The sequence below is a fragment of the Bradyrhizobium sp. USDA 3311 genome, assembly GCF_054062495.1.
The window spans coordinates 1,718,384-1,734,367 of record NZ_JBSSFI010000001.1 but is presented as its reverse complement, the minus strand read 5'-3'; the positions used below and the strand labels follow the sequence as shown (position 1 = coordinate 1,734,367).

Below are 15,984 nucleotides of genomic sequence, written 5' to 3'. Positions count from 1 at the left end.
TCAACTGACCGGGATGTTGGGTTTAACGGGCAATGAAGCGCCTTGATCAGACGGCCTCGGCACCCGAGATGATTTCGATCAGTTCCTTGGTGATCTGCGCCTGACGCGTGCGGTTGTAGACCAGCGTCTGCTTGCGGATCATCTCACCGGCGTTGCGCGTCGCGTTGTCCATCGCGCTCATCTGCGCGCCGTAGAACGAGGCGTTGTTCTCGAGCAGCGCGCGGAAAATCTGGACCGCGAGGTTGCGCGGCAGCAGGCGCGTGAGGATCTCGTCCTCTTCCGGCTCGTATTCGTAAGACGTCGTGCTGGCGGCAGTGCCCTCCTCGACGACCAGCGGGATGATCTGCTGGGCGGTCGGGATCTGGGCGATCACCGAGCGGAAGCGCGAATAGAACAGCGTGCAGACGTCGAATTCACCGGCCTCGAAGCGCGCCAGAACCTTCTTGGCGATGTCCTCAGCGTTGACGAAGCCGAGCTGGCGAACGCTGCGCAGGTCGAGATGCTCGACGATCTGCTTGTCGAACTGGCGGCGCAGCTGCTCGTAACCCTTGCGGCCGACGCAGAAGAATTTCACTTCCTTGCCCTGCGCCATCAGCGCCAGCGCGCGCTCACGGGCGAGACGCACGATCGAGGAGTTGAAGGCGCCGGACAGGCCGCGCTCGCCGGTGCAGACCAGCAGCAGGTGGACCTGGTCCCTGCCGGTGCCGGCCAGCAGCGCCGGCGCGCCGGGCGAGCCCGCCGCGGCGCCGGCGATGTTGGAAATCACCGCGCTCATCTTGTCGGCATAGGGACGCGCAGCCTCGGCCGCGGTCTGCGCGCGGCGCAGCTTCGAGGCCGCGACCATCTGCATGGCCTTGGTGATCTTTTGCGTCGCCTTGGTGGAGGCGATGCGGACGCGCATGTCTTTAAGTGACGCCATTCTTCGTCCCCGACGGTTCGAGCCCTTGCGGCCAAACCGCTAGCCTGTCTCTGTCGTCATGCCCGGGCCTGTCCCGGGCATCCACGTCTTCGTCTCCCACGCGGTAAGGCGTGGATGGCCGGGACATCAAATGCGAAGACGCGCTTCGCGCTTTTGGCCCGGCCGTGACGGTTCTTACGCGAAGCTCTTCGCAAAACCTTCGACCACCGACTTCAGCTTGGCAGCGGTGTCGTCGGAGAGGTCGCGGCTGTCGCGGATCGAATTGAGGATCTCGACGTTCTTGCCGCGCAGCAGCGAGAGCAGACCGTCCTCGAACGCGCGCACCTTGTTAACGGGGAGCGGATCGAGATAGCCGTTGGTGCCAGCCCAGATCACGCAGACCTGCTCTTCCATCTTCAGCGGCGAGAACTGCGGCTGCTTCAGGAGCTCGGTCAGGCGCGAACCGCGGTTGAGCAGGCGCTGGGTCGAGGCGTCGAGGTCGGAGCCGAACTGCGCGAACGCCGCCATTTCGCGATACTGCGCGAGCTCGCCCTTGATCTTGCCGGCGACCTTCTTGGTGGCCTTGGTCTGCGCGGACGAACCGACGCGCGACACCGACAGACCGACGTTCACCGCGGGACGGATTCCCTGGAAGAACAGGTCGGTTTCCAGGAAGATCTGGCCGTCGGTGATCGAGATGACGTTGGTCGGGATGTAGGCCGACACGTCGTTGGCCTGGGTTTCGATAATAGGCAGCGCAGTCAGCGAGCCCGAGCCATGATCCTTGCTGAGCTTCGCCGCGCGCTCGAGCAGGCGGGAGTGCAGATAGAACACGTCGCCCGGATAGGCTTCGCGGCCCGGCGGACGGCGCAGCAGCAGCGACATCTGGCGGTAAGCGACGGCCTGCTTGGACAGATCGTCATAGATGATGACGGCGTGCATGCCGTTATCGCGGAAGAATTCGCCCATGGTGCAGGCAGTAAAGGGGGCAATGTACTGCATCGGCGCCGGATCCGAGGCGGTGGCGGCGACGATGATCGAGTATTCGAGCGCGCCCTGCTCTTCCAGCACCTTCACGAACTGGGCGACGGTCGAACGCTTCTGGCCGACTGCGACGTAGACGCAGTACAGCTTGATGTTCTCGTCGGGCTGCGCGTTGAGCGGCTTCTGGTTCAGGATGGTGTCGAGCGCGATCGCGGTCTTGCCGGTCTGACGGTCGCCGATGATCAGCTCGCGCTGGCCGCGGCCGATCGGGATCAGGGCGTCGATCGCCTTGAGGCCGGTCGCCATCGGCTCGCTCACCGACTTGCGCGGAATGATGCCGGGCGCCTTGACGTCGACGCGCATACGCTTGTCGGCCTGGATCGGGCCCTTGCCGTCGATCGGGTTGCCGAGCGCGTCGACGACGCGGCCGAGCAGGCCCTTGCCGACCGGCGCGTCCACGATGGCGCGGGTGCGCTTGACGGTCTGACCTTCCTTGATCTCGCGGTCGGCACCGAAAATAACGACGCCGACGTTGTCGGTTTCGAGGTTCAGCGCCATGCCGCGGGTGCCGTTCTCGAACTCGACCATCTCACCGGCCTGGACGTTGTCCAGACCGTAGACGCGGGCGATACCGTCGCCGACGGACAGCACCTGTCCGACTTCGGAGACTTCAGCTTCCTGGCCGAAATTCTTGATCTGGTCCTTGAGGATCGCGGAAATTTCCGCGGCGCGGATGTCCATCAGCCTGCCTCTTTCATCGCGTGCTTGATCGAATTGAGTTTGGTGCGAAGCGAACCATCCACCATGCGGCTGCCCAGCTTGACGACGAGGCCACCGATGATCGAGGGATCGACTTTCACGTTCAGCGCGACGTCCTTGCCGGTCACCGACTTCAGGGCAACCTTGAGGGCGTCGAGATTCTTGTCCGAGAGCGCCTCCGCCACGGTGACATCAGCGGTCGCCTCGCCCTTGAACTTGGCGACGAGGGCGCGGTAGGCGCGGATGACGTCAGCCACCACGAACAGGCGGCGGTTGGCGGTCAGCACTTTCAGGAAATTGGCAGAGATGCCGGCGATGCCGACCTTGTCCAGCACGGCCGTGAGGGCCCTGGACTGGGCATCGGCCGCGAACACCGGGCTGCGGACGAGGCGCTTCAGATCGGCGCTCTCGCCGAGCAAGGCCTCGAACCTGTCGAGGTCGGCCTTGACCTCGTCGACCGCTTTCTGGTCGCGGGCCAGTTCAAACAAGGCCGTTGCATAACGGCCGGACACACCGGAAACGGACGTATCTTCTGCAGCCACAGACGCGCTCTTTTTGCTGTCAAATTCGCAAGGGAAAAACCGTCGCCACGAAGCGGCGCCTAGCGATCCAAGCCCTTGGAATTCAAGCGGGACTTCGATTTTCGACCAGCACGGGAAGTGCCGGGCTCGTTAAAATCGCGGCTTTGCTAACATAGCAGGCGCGCACGTGCAACATGACGCCAAATTAAAGGCACGAGGTTCTGTCGCCAGTTCGTCGCACGCGACGGCGCTTCAATGACGAGGGGTCGGCGACCTCGACGATGACCTGCCACGCCACGGAATTGCCGCGAGCCTTGCGGCGGTGCGGCGCCGTTGGTTCCTGCTCTCAGCGCATAGCGGCCATGAACACGGATCGCTGAGGCGTGAATTCGGCCCCGGTCGCGCCGCCCGCTGAATACTTACCCAATTCTAAATGCTGAGAGCGATGACTTCACTCTACAGTATTCATAAGTAATAGTTTAGTTAATGAATTGTTAAAGTTAAATATTACGGAATGTCGGATGAATATACCGGCAGGTCACAAGATATTTCACGACGAAACAGAATGGAATTACTGCCCAATTCATGCCGCATTGCGCAACGAAACGCCAAACCGCTCACAAACTGATGAGGGCTCCACTGGCCACATATGTGGCAATACTAGCTTAGGGACCACTAAATGCTGTCTTTCAAGACGCTGGGCACTGTGACCCGGCCGCGCACGGCGATCGCTTTCATAGCCGCAACCCTCTTCATCGGTGGAACCGCCACCGAAGCTTCCGCCAAATCCAGGCATCACCGGCACCATCATCGCCACCACGCCCAGACCGACGCCAATGCAGGCTCTGATTGGCGCAATGCCAATGCGGCGATGACGCCGTCCTCGGGCACCGGGCACAGCTTCTCCGGCATGGCCTCCTATTACGGCAACGAGTCCGGCAGCAGGACCGCCTCGGGCCAGCGCTTCAACCAGAACGCCATGACCGCGGCACACCGTTCGCTGCCGTTCGGCACCAAGCTGCGCGTCACCCACGGCGGCTCGAGCGTGATCGTCACCATCAATGACCGTGGCCCGTTCATTCGCGGCCGTGTGCTCGACCTCTCCACGGGCGCTGCCCGCGCCATCGGCCTCACCGGCGCCGGCGTCGGCCGCGTCACCGCGGAAGTCATCTCCTAAGGCGCCACGGCGCCTCACATTGCCCGCGCACTTTCCATCAGTTTGATGCGCGCATGAAACAAGCCCGCCGTCTTGGGGGACGGCGGGCTTTTTGTTGTCGTCATTCCGGGGCGATGCGCAGCATCGAGCCCGGAATCCATCGGGCGGCAGGGCCCGCGGTGAAATGGATTCCGGGCTCACGCTTCGCGTGCCCCGGAATGACAGCGGAGAATGTGGCGGCGACCGCAGCCTTACAAAAAGCTCTGCGGATCGACGTCCACCTCCAGCTTCTGATTGCCCTTCGGCTTCGGACAGACCGCGAGCCAGTTGCGCAAATAGTCCGACAGGTCGAAACCGCGCGCCGATTTCACCAGGATGCGGAAGCGGTAGCGGCCCTTGATGACGGCGAGCGGCGCTTCCGCCGGGCCCAGCACCACCACGCGCTCGTCGCGCGGCGCGAGCGCAACGAGGCGGCGGCCAAAGCCTTCCGCGCTCGGGCGGTCGCCGGCCGAGATGATCAGGCTGGCGAGCCGGCCGAACGGCGGATACAGCGTGCGCTCGCGAAGATCGATCTCGCTGTCGTAGAAGGCTTCGCGGTCGCAGGCGATCAGCGCCTTCATCACGGGATGATCGGGCTGGTGGGTCTGGAGATAGCCGACGCCGCGGCCCTGCTCGCGTCCGGCGCGGCCGATCACCTGGTTGAGCAACTGCCAGGTGCGTTCCGCCGCGCGCGGATCGCCATTGGAAAGGCCGAGATCCGCATCCACGACGCCGACCAGATTGAGCCGCGGGAAATTGTGGCCCTTGGCGACGAGCTGCGTGCCGATGATGATGTCGACGCGGCCCTCCGCGATCTCGGCAAGCTCGGAGCGCATGGTCTCGATCGAGGTGATGAGATCGCTCGACAGCACCATGGTGCGCGCCTCCGGGAACAGCGCGGCCGCTTCTTCCTGCAGGCGCTCGACGCCGGGGCCGACCGCGACCAGCGATTCCTCCGCCGAACAGTTCGGACAGACATGCGGGCGCGGCATCGAGAAGCCGCAATGGTGACAGACGAGGCGCTGGCGGAAGCGATGATCGACCAGCCAGGCATCGCAGATGGTGCAGGCGAAGCGGTGGCCGCAGGCGCGGCACAGCGTCAGCGGCGCATAGCCGCGGCGATTGAGGAACAATAGCGCCTGCTCGCGCCGCTCGATCGCGGTCCTGATCTCGCCCGCCAGGCGCGGCGAGATGAAGCGGCCGCGCGCCGGCGGCTCGCGGCGCATGTCGATCGCCTCGATATGCGGCATGTGCTGGCCGCCGAAGCGCGAGGGCAGCGCGATGCGCTGATAGCGGTTCTTGCGCGCATTGACCTCGGATTCGACCGACGGCGTCGCGGAGGCCAGCACGATCGGAATTTTTGCGATATGCGCGCGCACCACCGCCATGTCGCGGGCATGGTAATGCACGCCCTCGTCCTGCTTGTAGGCCTGGTCATGCTCTTCGTCGACGACGATGAGGCCGAGATTGGCGTAGGGCAGAAACAGCGCCGAGCGCGCGCCGACCACGACCGGCGCGCTGCCTTCGGAGATCGCCGCCCAGTTGCGCGCGCGGGTGCGCGGGGTGAGCTCGGAGTGCCATTCGATCGGCCGCACGCCAAAACGCTGCGCGAAGCGGTCGAGGAACTGGCCGGTGAGCGCGATCTCCGGCATCAGGATCAGCGACTGCCTGCCGCGGCGGATCGCCTCCGCGACCGCCTCGAAATAGACCTCGGTCTTGCCCGAGCCGGTGACGCCGTCGAGCAGCGCGACGTGGAAGGTGCCGTTGGCCGCGAGCGCGCGCATCGTATCGACCGCGGTGCGCTGGAGCGGTGTGAAATCCGGCCGGCCGAAATCCGGATCGGGGGCCGGCGGCGGTGGCGGCGGCGGCATCGGCTCGACCGTGAGCGTGCCTTCGTCCACCAGGCCGTCGATCACGCCGGCCGAGACGCCCGCCTCCTTGGCCGCTTCGGACTTGCCGTGCAGCAGCCGGTCCGACAGCACCTCGATCACGCGTTGCCGCGCCGGCGTCAGCCGCCTGGGGGGATCGCCGATCAGGCGCACGCCGGGGCGCACCCGCTCGGGGCCGAGATTCTCGCCCATCCGCAGGCACATGCGCAGCACCATGCCGCGCGGGCTCAGCGTGTAATTGGCGACCCAGTCGACGACCGAACGCAACTCGGGCTTCAGCGGCTGGAGGTCGAGCTTCTCGCTGACCTCCTTGAGGCGGTTGTGCAGGCGCGGATCGGGATTGGCGTTTTCGGCCCAGACCACGGCGAGCACCTCGCGGGGCCCAAGCGGCACGCCGACGAGATCGCCCGCCTTCAGCTCCATCCCGCGCGGCACCTTGTAGGAATAGGTCTGGTCGAGCGCGACCGGCACCAGCACGTCGACCATGCGGGTCGCGTTGGCGGAAACGGTGCTGCTGCGGGACGTGTGGTCCATGAACTGAGAATCGGAACCCGGGGGCCTCAAGGCTAGCGCCGTGAGGCGGCCTTAGCGAACGATAAACGAGTGTGATGCGATATACTGTGCGGAATCACCACGTCCAGAGCGCATGAGCAAAGCGGCCGCCCCACAAATCGAGCTCGCCAGCGCCGATCCCTCGATCGCGCAGGAGATGACGCGCTGGCTGTCGCATCTCGGCGCCGAGCGGCGGCTGTCGCCGAAGACGCTGGAGGCCTATGGCCGCGACTTGCGGCAGTGCCTGGATTTCCTCTGCAATCATTGGGGCGAACGCGTCACGCTCAAGCGCTTCGCCGCGCTGGAGGCCACCGACGTGCGCGCCTTCATGGCGATGCGCCGGGCCGACGACATTGCCGGTCGCTCGCTGATGCGCGCGCTGGCGGGCCTGCGCTCGTTCGGCCGCTTCCTCGAGCGCGAGGGCAAGGGCAAGGTCGGCGCGCTCTCGGCGATCCGAGCGCCGAAAGTCGCAAAGAGCCTGCCGAAGCCGCTGCCGATGGCGTCGGCCAAACGTCTTGCGGACGCCGACGAGCGCGCCGGCGAGGAACGCGAGACCTGGATTCTGGCGCGCGATGCGGCGGTGATGGCGCTGCTGTATGGTTCCGGCCTGCGCATCTCCGAAGCGCTCGGACTGAAGCGCCGCGAGGTGCCGAAGCCGGGCGAAGGCGACGTGCTCGTCGTCACAGGCAAAGGCAACAAGACCCGCATGGTGCCGGTGCTGCAGAACGTGCTGGCGCTGGTGCAGGAATATGTTTCGATGTGCCCCTATCCGCTGCCGGCGGAAGGGCCGATCTTCGTCGGCGCGCGCGGCGGTCCCTTGAGCCCGCGCATCATCCAGCTCGCGATGGAGCGGCTGCGCGGCGCGCTCGGCCTGCCCGACAGCGCGACGCCGCACGCGCTGCGCCATTCCTTCGCCACGCATCTTCTGTCGCGCGGCGGCGACCTGCGCGCGATCCAGGAACTGCTCGGCCATTCCTCGCTCTCGACCACGCAGATCTACACCGGCATCGATTCCGAGCGGCTGCTGGAAGTCTATGCGAGCGCGCATCCGCGGCGGTGAATTCTGACATCAAGCTGTCATAGCAAGCTCTTGGCGCGCATGCCTCTTGCGCGGCGCCCGCGGTTCGGTCAATCGTGGGGCATCCAGGCAGGAGGGATTTATGAGCGCACATGAAAGCATGGAGCATGCCGAGCACGCCGAACACGCGTCCGGCTCGAACAAGAAGATCGCTCTTCTGATCGCCGTGCTGGCCCTGTTCCTGGCGATCTCGGAGACGCTCGGCAAGGGCGCCCAGACCGAATCGATCAGCAAGAACGTCGAGGCCGCCAATCTCTGGGCGTTCTTCCAGGCCAAGAGCATCCGCCGCACCGTGGTGGTGACCGCGGCCGAGCAGGGCAAGCTCACGGTCGTCGGCGCGACCGACGACGCCATGAAGGCAGCGGTGCAGAAGCAGGTCGACGACTGGACCAAGACCGCGCAGCGCTATCGCTCCGAGCCCGAGACCGGCGAAGGCACCGAGCAGCTCGCCGAGAAGGCCAAGCATGCCGAGCACGAGCGCGACGAGGCGACCGCGAAATACCATCACTTCGAACTGGCATCCGCCGCCTTCCAGATCGGCATCGTGCTGGCCTCGGCCACCATCATCACCGGCATCTTCGCGCTCGCCTATGTCGGCGGCCTCCTGACGCTCGCCGGCCTGCTCATGACCGCGCTCGGCCTGTGGTGGCCGCATCTGCTGCATTTGCATTGAGGGGGCTGATGAGGCGGTTGCGCTGCCAAAGAAGCGGCCACCTCCAGCGACAACGGCTTCGCCGTTGCGCGGGGGTGACGGTGATAGATTGATTGCCGCAGCAATCACCGCGCCTGATGCACGCTCTTGCGGAAGCGCTGGATCAGGCGGAGCGTGCGGGCGGACCAGCCTTCGCCGTTGCCGGTGATCAGCTCGCGGATGCGCTGCTTGATCGGGTCGACCAGCAGGTGCGCCTTGGCACGCACCTTCATCACGAGATCGTAGATCCGCTCGAACCAGTGCATCTCCAAAAGCTTGTCGCGCGTGACGTCGAACACGAAGGCGGTGACGCCGACGCCGACGAGCTTTGCGAACAGGATCGTGAAGACAGCGCTGGTCCAGTATTCATGCGTGAGCAGCCACAGGCCGACCAGCTTGAGCGGAAACAGCGGGATGATGGGGACCGCGAACACGATCAGCGTCATGGCCGGCGACAGCGCGTCGACACGCTCCGTCAGCCATTGCTTGAAACGCGCGAGCGGGATGGCGGCGACAACCCGCGCGACGATCGGTTCGAGATGGTCCCACAGCCAGGCTTCGATCAGGAAAATGATCGCAAGCAGGACCCAGACCGGTTGGAGAAGGCGGCGCAGCATGTGTTGTCCCGCCCGATTCGGCTCGGGGCGTCGCCTACATATGGATGGCCCGCTTGCCGACTGCAAGCGCGGCTTCCTTGATGGCCTCCGAGCGGGTCGGATGCGCGTGGCAGGTGCGCGCGAGATCCTCCGCACTGCCGCCAAACTCCATGAGAACGCACGCTTCATGGATCATTTCGCCGGCTTCGCGGCCGATAATGTGCACGCCGAGCACGCGATCGGTCTTCGCATCTGCGAGAATCTTCACAAAGCCATCGGTGGTCTGGTTGACCTTGGAGCGGCCGTTGGCGGTAAAGGGAAACTTCCCGACGGTATAAGCCACGCCCGCCTGCTTCAGTTCCTCCTCGGTCTTGCCGACGGAGGAGACTTCCGGGGTGGTATACACGACGCCTGGGATAACGTCGTAATTCACGTGGCCGGCCTGGCCCGCGATGATCTCGGCAACCGCAACGCCTTCGTCCTCGGCCTTGTGCGCGAGCATCGGGCCCGCGACGACGTCGCCGATGGCATAGACGCCCTTCAGGCTGGTGGCGAAATGCGGATCGATCTGCACGCGGCCGCGATTGTCGAGCGCAACGCCGGCTTCCTTCAGGCCGAGCCCATCGGTGTAGGGCACGCGGCCGATGCAGACGAGCACGACGTCGGCTTCCAGCGTCTCCGCAGCGCCGCCGTCGGCGGGCTCGATCGTCGCCTTCAGCGTCTTGCCGGAGGTATCAACGGCGGTGACCTTGGCGCCGAGCTTGAATGCAAAGCCCTGCTTCTCGAGGATGCGCTGGAATTGCTTGGCGATCTCGCCGTCCATGCCGGGCATGATGCGATCCAGGAATTCGACGACGACGACTTCGGCGCCGAGCCGCTTCCACACCGAGCCGAGCTCGAGGCCGATCACGCCGGCGCCGACGACGAGCAGCTTGCCGGGGACCTTGTCCAGCGACAGCGCGCCGGTGGACGAAACGATGCGCTTCTCGTCGATCTCGATGCCCTTGAGACGCGCGATGTCCGAGCCGGTGGCGATCACGATGCTCTTGGTCTCGACGACCTGCGACTTGCCGTCGGCGGAGACTTCGACCTTGCCGGTGCCAAGGATCTTGCCGGTGCCCTTGAGCACGTCGATCTTGTTCTTCTTCATCAGGAACTCGACGCCCTTGACGTTGCCGTCGATGCCCTGCTGCTTGAAGTTCATCATCGCCGGCAGCTCGAGCTTCGGCGCGGAGACCGACACGCCCATCTTGGCGAAGGAGTGCGCGGCCTCCTCGAACATTTCGGAGGCGTGCAGCAGCGCCTTCGAGGGCATGCAGCCGACATTGAGGCAGGTGCCGCCGAGCGTAGCGTTCTTTTCGACCACGGCGACTTTCATGCCGAGCTGGGCTGCGCGCACCGCGCAGACATAACCGCCCGGTCCGGTGCCGATGACGACGAGATCGTAGGTAGCCATGAGAGAAAGTCCCGTGAGTTTAGCGTGGAAAGATGCGTCAGCGTCCGCGCGGCGCGTCAGCGTCCGCCGGACACATCAAGAATGGCTGAGGTGACGTAGGAGGCATCGTCCGACATCAGCCAGACGATGGCGTTGGCGATTTCCTCGGCGGTGCCGACGCGCTTCATCGGCACCAAATGGGCCAGACGATGGGCGCGGTCGGGCTCGCCGCCGGCGGCGTGGATTTCGGTGTCGATCAGGCCGGGCCGGATCGCCGCGACGCGGATGCCTTCGCCCGCGACCTCGTAGCCGAGCCCGACGGTGAAGGAATCGACCGCGCCCTTGGACGCGGCATAATCGACATAGGTGTTGGGTGCGCCGAGCCGGGCTGCGACCGACGACAGGTTCACGATGACGCCGCCCTTGCCGCCGTGCCTGGTCGACATCCGCTTCACCGCCTCGCGCGCGCAGAGGATGGAGCCGGTGACGTTGACCGCCATCACGCGCTGGATGCGCTCGGCCGACATCTCGTCGACGCGCACGCCGCTCTTGCCGACGATGCCGCCGTTATTGACGAGTGCGCCGAGCGTGCCGAACTTGTCCGCCTGCTTGAACAGCTCGAGGATGTCGCTTTCCTCGGCGACATCGCATTTCACCGCGATGGCCTTGCCGTTGCTGGCCGCGATCTGCGCGACGACTTCATCCGCAGCCTGCTTGTTGCTGGCGTAGCCGACCACGACACGGAAGCCGCGTGCGGCCGCCGCGATCGCGGTCGCCCGCCCGATGCCGCGGCTCCCGCCGGTGATGACAACGACTTTATCGGTCATGCGCGCCTCCATGGTTCGACACGCGCCGTCGCGTGAGGGCGACGGCGCTCGCAGAGCATCAGCGATCAGAGATCGAGCACCAGGCGCGCCGGATCTTCCAGGCTCTCCTTGACGCGGACGAGGAAGGTGACGGCTTCCTTGCCGTCGATGACGCGGTGATCGTAGGACAGCGCCAGGTACATCATCGGGCGGACCTCGATCTTGCCGCCGACGACCATCGGCCGCTCCTGGATCTTGTGCATGCCGAGGATGCCGGACTGCGGCGCGTTGAGGATCGGGGTCGACATCAGCGAACCGTAGATGCCGCCATTGGTGATGGTGAAGGTACCGCCCTGCATCTCGTCGATCTTGAGCTGGCCGTCACGGGCGCGGCGGCCGAAATCGGCGATGCCCTTCTCGATGTCGGCGATCGACTTGTGGTCGCAGTCACGCACCACGGGCACGACGAGGCCCTTGTCGGTGCCGACGGCGACGCCGATGTGATAGTAGTTCTTGTAGATCAGGTCGGTGCCGTCGATCTCGGCGTTGACGGCCGGGATGTCCTTCAGCGCCTGCACGACGGCCTTGGTGAAGAAGCCCATGAAGCCGAGCTTGCTGCCGTGCTTCTTCTCGAACGCGTCCTTGTAGTGGGCGCGCAGCGCCATGACGTTGGTCATGTCGACCTCGTTGAAGGTCGTGAGCATGGCCGCGGTGTTCTGCACGTCCTTGAGGCGGCGCGCGATGGTCTGGCGCAGCCGGGTCATCTTGACGCGCTCTTCGCGGGCGGCGTCATCGGCCGGCGACAGCGCGCGGACCTGAACGGCGGCGGCGGGCTGGTTGACCGGGGTCGGCGCGGAGGCCGCACGCTCGATCGCGGCGAGCATGTCGCCCTTGGTGACGCGGCCGTCCTTGCCGGAGCCCGGAACGGTCGAAGCGTCGATGCCGGTCTCGGCCGAGAGCTTGCGCACGGAGGGGGCGAGCGGGGCATCGGCCGGCGGCGCCTTCGCGGCCGGAGCCGGTGCGGCAGCAGCCGCCGCGGCGGCCGGAGCAGCAGCGGGCTTGGCGGGAGCAGCGGCCGGCTTGGCCGCGCCGGCGGCGCCTTCGGTGATCTGGCCGAGCAGCGCGCCCACGGCAACGGTCGCGCCGTCAGCGGCGATGATCTCGCTCAGCGTGCCGGCGGAGGGCGCCGGGACTTCGATGGTGACCTTGTCGGTCTCGAGCTCCACCAAGGGCTCGTCAACGGCGACGGGGTCGCCGGCCTTCTTGAACCAGCGGCCGATGGTGGCCTCGGTGACGGATTCGCCGAGCGTCGGCACACGAATTTCAGTCATGGTCTTTTCCTTAAGGGATCGCCAATGCGGTCATGAATTCCAATTGTCACGGCCAGCGAAAAGCAGGCCATCCAGCAAGCCGGGACGTTCGCATTCACGAGGACGCCATGGCATGCCGGATGCCCCGCTTTTGGCGGGGCATGACGCAGTTCAAAAAGTTCAGCTCAGTGCTTCGTCCAGGAACGCCTTCAGCTGAGCCTGATGCTTGGACATCAGACCCGTGGCGGTCGCGGCGGAAGCGGCGCGGCCGACATAACGCGGACGCCGGCTCACACCGTTCACCTGGTTCAGCACCCACTCCAGATAGGGCTCGATGAAGTGCCAGGCACCCATGTTGCGGGGCTCTTCCTGGCACCACACCACTTCGGCCTTCTTGAAGCGCGACAGCTCGGCCACCAGCGCCTTCAGCGGCACCGGATAGAGCTGCTCGACGCGCATCAGGTAGATGTCGTCGATGCCGCGCTTCTCGCGCTCCTCGTAGAGGTCGTAATAGACCTTGCCGGAGCAGAGCACGATGCGGCGGATCTTCTCGTCCGGAACGAGCTTGATGGCATCGGTTGGCAGCATCTGGGCGTCGTCGTACAGGATGCGGTGGAAGGTCGTTCCCTTCGCAAGCTCCTCGAGACGCGACACCGCCCGCTTGTGACGCAGCAGCGACTTCGGCGTCATCAGGATCAGGGGTTTACGGATCTCGCGATGCAGCTGCCGGCGCAGCACGTGGAAGTAGTTCGCCGGCGTGGTCGGGTAGACCACCTGCATGTTGTCTTCCGCGCACATCTGCAAGTAACGCTCGAGGCGCGCCGAGGAGTGCTCCGGTCCCTGCCCTTCATAGCCGTGCGGCAAGAGGCAGACGAGGCCGGACATGCGCAGCCATTTGCGCTCGCCCGAGGAGATGAACTGGTCGAACACGACCTGCGCGCCGTTGGCGAAGTCGCCGAACTGCGCTTCCCACAGGGTCAGCGTGTTCGGCTCGGCGAGCGAATAGCCATATTCGAAGCCGAGCACGGCTTCTTCCGACAGCAGCGAGTTGATGACCTCGTAATGGCCCTGCTCGTGGCCGAGATGGTTGAACGGCGTGTAGCGGCTCTCGTCTTCCTGGTCGATCAGGACCGAGTGGCGCTGCGAGAAGGTGCCGCGCTCGGAATCCTGGCCGGACAGCCGGACGTGATGGTTCTCGTTGAGCAGCGAGCAGAACGCCAGCGCTTCGCCGGTCGCCCAGTCGATGCCGGCGCCGCTGTCGATCGCCTTGGAGCGGTTCTCCAGGAAGCGCTGGATGGTGCGGTGGACGCGGAAACCATCCGGCACCTTGGTGATCTTGCGGCCGATATCCTTCAGCGCGGTGATGTCGACGCCGGTGACGCCGCGGCGGGCGTCCTCTTCCTGGTCGGCGATCTTGAAGCCCGCCCACTTGCCGTCGAGCCAGTCGGCCTTGTTCGGCTTGTAGGAGGTGCCGGCCTCGAACTCGGCATCGAGCCGCGCGCGCCAGTCGGCCTTGGCCTTGTCGACCTCGCCCTCGGTCATCACGCCTTCGCTGATGAGGCGGCGGGCGTAGAGCTCGAGCGTGGACGGATGCGCCGCGATCTTCTTGTACATCACCGGCTGGGTGAACGCCGGCTCGTCGCCCTCGTTATGGCCATGCCTGCGGTAGCAGAACATGTCGATGACGACGGGCTTGTGGAACTTCTGCCGGAATTCGGTCGCGACCTTGGCCGCGAACACCACGGCTTCCGGATCGTCGCCGTTCACGTGGAAGATCGGCGCGTCGATCATCTTCGCCACATCCGACGGATAGGGCGAGGAACGCGAGTAACGCGGATAGGTGGTGAAGCCGATCTGGTTGTTGACGATGAAGTGCACGGAGCCGCCGGTGCGGTAGCCCTTCAAGTCCGACAGGCCGAAGCATTCCGCGACCACGCCCTGGCCGGCGAACGCGGCGTCGCCGTGCATCAAGAGCGGCATGACGGAGATGCGCATATCCGGCGGATCGCCGTGCTGGTCCTGCTTGGCGCGGACCTTGCCGAGCACGACGGGATCGACGATCTCGAGATGCGAGGGATTGGCGGTCAGCGACAGATGGATGCGGTTGCCGTCGAACTCGCGGTCCGAGGAGGCGCCGAGGTGATACTTGACGTCGCCGGAGCCTTCGACCGCGTCAGGGTTGGCCGAGCCGCCCTTGAACTCGTGGAACAGCGCGCGGTGGGCCTTGCCCATCACCTGGGTCAGCACGTTGAGGCGGCCGCGATGCGGCATGCCCAGCACGATTTCCTTCACGCCGAGATTGCCGCCGCGCTTGATGATCTGCTCGAGCGCGGGGATCAGGGATTCAGCACCGTCGAGACCGAAACGCTTGGTGCCGGTAAACTTGGTATCGCAGAACTTTTCAAAGCCTTCGGCTTCGACCAGCTTGGTCAGGATGGCTCTGCGGCCCTCGCGGGTGAAGGAGATTTCCTTATCGGGCCCCTCGATGCGCTCCTGGATCCAGGCCTTCTGCGCGGCATTGCTGATATGCATGAACTCGACGCCGAGCGTCTGGCAGTAGGTGCGCTCGCAGATCGCGGTGATCTCGCGCAGCGTGCCGTATTCGAGGCCGAGCACGTGATCGAGGAAGATCTTGCGGTCAAAATCGGCCTCGCTGAAGCCGTAGGTGCGCGGGTCGAGCTCTTCGCGGTTGCGCGGCGCCTCGATGCCGAGCGGATCGAGCTTGGCGTGGAAGTGGCCGCGCATGCGGTAGGAGCGGATCAGCATCAAGGCGCGGACCGAGTCGCGCGTCGCCTGGAGCAGATCGGCGGAGGAGATATCGGCGCCCTTGGCCTGCGCCTTGGCGGCGATCTTGCCGCCGACCGCCTTCTCGACCTCGGCCCAGTTGCCGTCGAGGGCGGAGGTCAGGTCGTCCTGCGGCGTCAGCGGCCAGTTGGCGCGCTCCCAGGACGGGCCCTCGGCGTTCCTGCGGACGTCGTCCGGCTGGTCCTTCAGGCTCTTGAAGAACTCCTGCCACTCGGCGTCGACCGAGGACGGGTCCTTCTCGTAGCGGGCGTAGATTTCGTCGATGTAGGTGGCGTTGGTGCCCTGCAAAAAAGATGAGAGGGCAAAGGCTGCGTTCGCGTCTTGGCGAGACATACTTGAGTTCCTGGCGATTTCGGTTCGCGCATAACAAACGGCGCTGGCGCTGGGCTCCCCGGCAGAGGCCCAGCGCGATTGGCACCATTTACCCTATTTGCTGCGAAACTTCGCCCGGAAAAGTACGAAGAA

General features: G+C 65.3%; 12 protein-coding genes. 3 read left to right on the top strand and 9 right to left on the bottom strand.

Going from position 1 to position 15,984, the window contains the following annotated elements; genetic code table 11:
• Nucleotides 1-46 precede the first annotated feature (46 nt).
• The 3 genes from ACVWW6_RS08220 to ACVWW6_RS08210 all read right to left on the bottom strand — a co-directional run bounded on the left by ACVWW6_RS08220 (nt 47) and on the right by ACVWW6_RS08210 (nt 3,183).
• Entirely contained in the window at nt 47-919 is an 873-nt protein-coding gene (locus tag ACVWW6_RS08220) for a F0F1 ATP synthase subunit gamma (protein WP_011083273.1), read from the bottom strand.
• A gap of 174 nt (nt 920-1,093) precedes the next feature.
• Nucleotides 1,094-2,623, bottom strand: coding sequence for a F0F1 ATP synthase subunit alpha (atpA, locus tag ACVWW6_RS08215; protein WP_011083274.1), 1,530 nt, complete (start codon nt 2,621-2,623; stop codon nt 1,094-1,096).
• Nucleotides 2,623-3,183 carry a F0F1 ATP synthase subunit delta gene (locus ACVWW6_RS08210; RefSeq protein ID WP_011083275.1) on the bottom strand — a complete coding sequence of 187 codons (561 nt, stop codon included), beginning with the start codon at nt 3,181-3,183 and terminating at the stop codon, nt 2,623-2,625. The genes atpA and ACVWW6_RS08210 overlap by 1 nt, the downstream gene beginning before the upstream one ends.
• 658 nt (nt 3,184-3,841) lie before the next feature.
• Between ACVWW6_RS08210 and ACVWW6_RS08205 the strand changes: the two genes are divergently transcribed.
• Entirely contained in the window at nt 3,842-4,339 is a 498-nt protein-coding gene (locus ACVWW6_RS08205; RefSeq protein WP_011083276.1) for a septal ring lytic transglycosylase RlpA family protein, read from the top strand.
• A 230-nt stretch (nt 4,340-4,569) separates the two neighbouring features.
• Here ACVWW6_RS08205 and ACVWW6_RS08200 read toward each other — a convergent pair whose 3' ends face one another.
• The gene (locus ACVWW6_RS08200) at nt 4,570-6,780 is read right to left on the bottom strand and encodes a primosomal protein N' (RefSeq protein ID WP_456680491.1); all 2,211 of its coding nucleotides are present in this window, start codon (nt 6,778-6,780) and stop codon (nt 4,570-4,572) included.
• A 112-nt stretch (nt 6,781-6,892) separates the two neighbouring features.
• Between ACVWW6_RS08200 and ACVWW6_RS08195 the strand changes: the two genes are divergently transcribed.
• Together ACVWW6_RS08195 and ACVWW6_RS08190 are read left to right on the top strand one after the other, a co-directional pair.
• The gene (locus ACVWW6_RS08195; RefSeq protein ID WP_011083278.1) at nt 6,893-7,858 is read left to right on the top strand and encodes a tyrosine recombinase XerC; all 966 of its coding nucleotides are present in this window, start codon (nt 6,893-6,895) and stop codon (nt 7,856-7,858) included.
• 100 nt (nt 7,859-7,958) lie between these two features.
• Nucleotides 7,959-8,549 carry a DUF4337 domain-containing protein gene (locus ACVWW6_RS08190; protein WP_060909718.1) on the top strand — a complete coding sequence of 197 codons (591 nt, stop codon included), beginning with the start codon at nt 7,959-7,961 and terminating at the stop codon, nt 8,547-8,549.
• A gap of 104 nt (nt 8,550-8,653) precedes the next feature.
• Here the strand turns inward: ACVWW6_RS08190 and ACVWW6_RS08185 are convergent, their stop codons facing one another.
• The 5 genes from ACVWW6_RS08185 to ACVWW6_RS08165 form a co-directional block, all read right to left on the bottom strand.
• Entirely contained in the window at nt 8,654-9,184 is a 531-nt protein-coding gene (locus tag ACVWW6_RS08185) for a hypothetical protein (RefSeq protein WP_011083280.1), read from the bottom strand.
• 34 nt (nt 9,185-9,218) lie between these two features.
• On the bottom strand, nt 9,219-10,619 hold the full coding sequence (lpdA, locus tag ACVWW6_RS08180; RefSeq protein ID WP_456680490.1) for a dihydrolipoyl dehydrogenase: 1,401 nt from the start codon (nt 10,617-10,619) through the stop codon (nt 9,219-9,221).
• A 56-nt stretch (nt 10,620-10,675) separates the two neighbouring features.
• Nucleotides 10,676-11,425 carry an SDR family oxidoreductase gene (locus ACVWW6_RS08175; protein ID WP_028174864.1) on the bottom strand — a complete coding sequence of 250 codons (750 nt, stop codon included), beginning with the start codon at nt 11,423-11,425 and terminating at the stop codon, nt 10,676-10,678.
• Nucleotides 11,426-11,490: 65 nt separating this feature from the next.
• Nucleotides 11,491-12,735 carry a 2-oxoglutarate dehydrogenase complex dihydrolipoyllysine-residue succinyltransferase gene (gene odhB / locus ACVWW6_RS08170; protein ID WP_060909716.1) on the bottom strand — a complete coding sequence of 415 codons (1,245 nt, stop codon included), beginning with the start codon at nt 12,733-12,735 and terminating at the stop codon, nt 11,491-11,493.
• Nucleotides 12,736-12,894: 159 nt separating this feature from the next.
• The gene (locus tag ACVWW6_RS08165; protein ID WP_011083284.1) at nt 12,895-15,852 is read right to left on the bottom strand and encodes a 2-oxoglutarate dehydrogenase E1 component; all 2,958 of its coding nucleotides are present in this window, start codon (nt 15,850-15,852) and stop codon (nt 12,895-12,897) included.
• Nucleotides 15,853-15,984 lie beyond the last annotated feature (132 nt).

Coding starts and splice junctions, on each gene's coding strand:
- ACVWW6_RS08220 (WP_011083273.1), bottom strand. CDS start 919: ATGGCGTCACTTAAAGACATGCGCGTCCGCATCGCCTCCACCAAGGCG.
- atpA (WP_011083274.1), bottom strand. CDS start 2,623: ATGGACATCCGCGCCGCGGAAATTTCCGCGATCCTCAAGGACCAGATC.
- ACVWW6_RS08205 (WP_011083276.1), top strand. CDS start 3,842: ATGCTGTCTTTCAAGACGCTGGGCACTGTGACCCGGCCGCGCACGGCG.
- ACVWW6_RS08200 (WP_456680491.1), bottom strand. CDS start 6,780: ATGGACCACACGTCCCGCAGCAGCACCGTTTCCGCCAACGCGACCCGC.
- ACVWW6_RS08195 (WP_011083278.1), top strand. CDS start 6,893: ATGAGCAAAGCGGCCGCCCCACAAATCGAGCTCGCCAGCGCCGATCCC.
- ACVWW6_RS08190 (WP_060909718.1), top strand. CDS start 7,959: ATGAGCGCACATGAAAGCATGGAGCATGCCGAGCACGCCGAACACGCG.
- ACVWW6_RS08185 (WP_011083280.1), bottom strand. CDS start 9,184: ATGCTGCGCCGCCTTCTCCAACCGGTCTGGGTCCTGCTTGCGATCATT.
- lpdA (WP_456680490.1), bottom strand. CDS start 10,619: ATGGCTACCTACGATCTCGTCGTCATCGGCACCGGACCGGGCGGTTAT.
- ACVWW6_RS08175 (WP_028174864.1), bottom strand. CDS start 11,425: ATGACCGATAAAGTCGTTGTCATCACCGGCGGGAGCCGCGGCATCGGG.
- odhB (WP_060909716.1), bottom strand. CDS start 12,735: ATGACTGAAATTCGTGTGCCGACGCTCGGCGAATCCGTCACCGAGGCC.
- ACVWW6_RS08165 (WP_011083284.1), bottom strand. CDS start 15,852: ATGTCTCGCCAAGACGCGAACGCAGCCTTTGCCCTCTCATCTTTTTTG.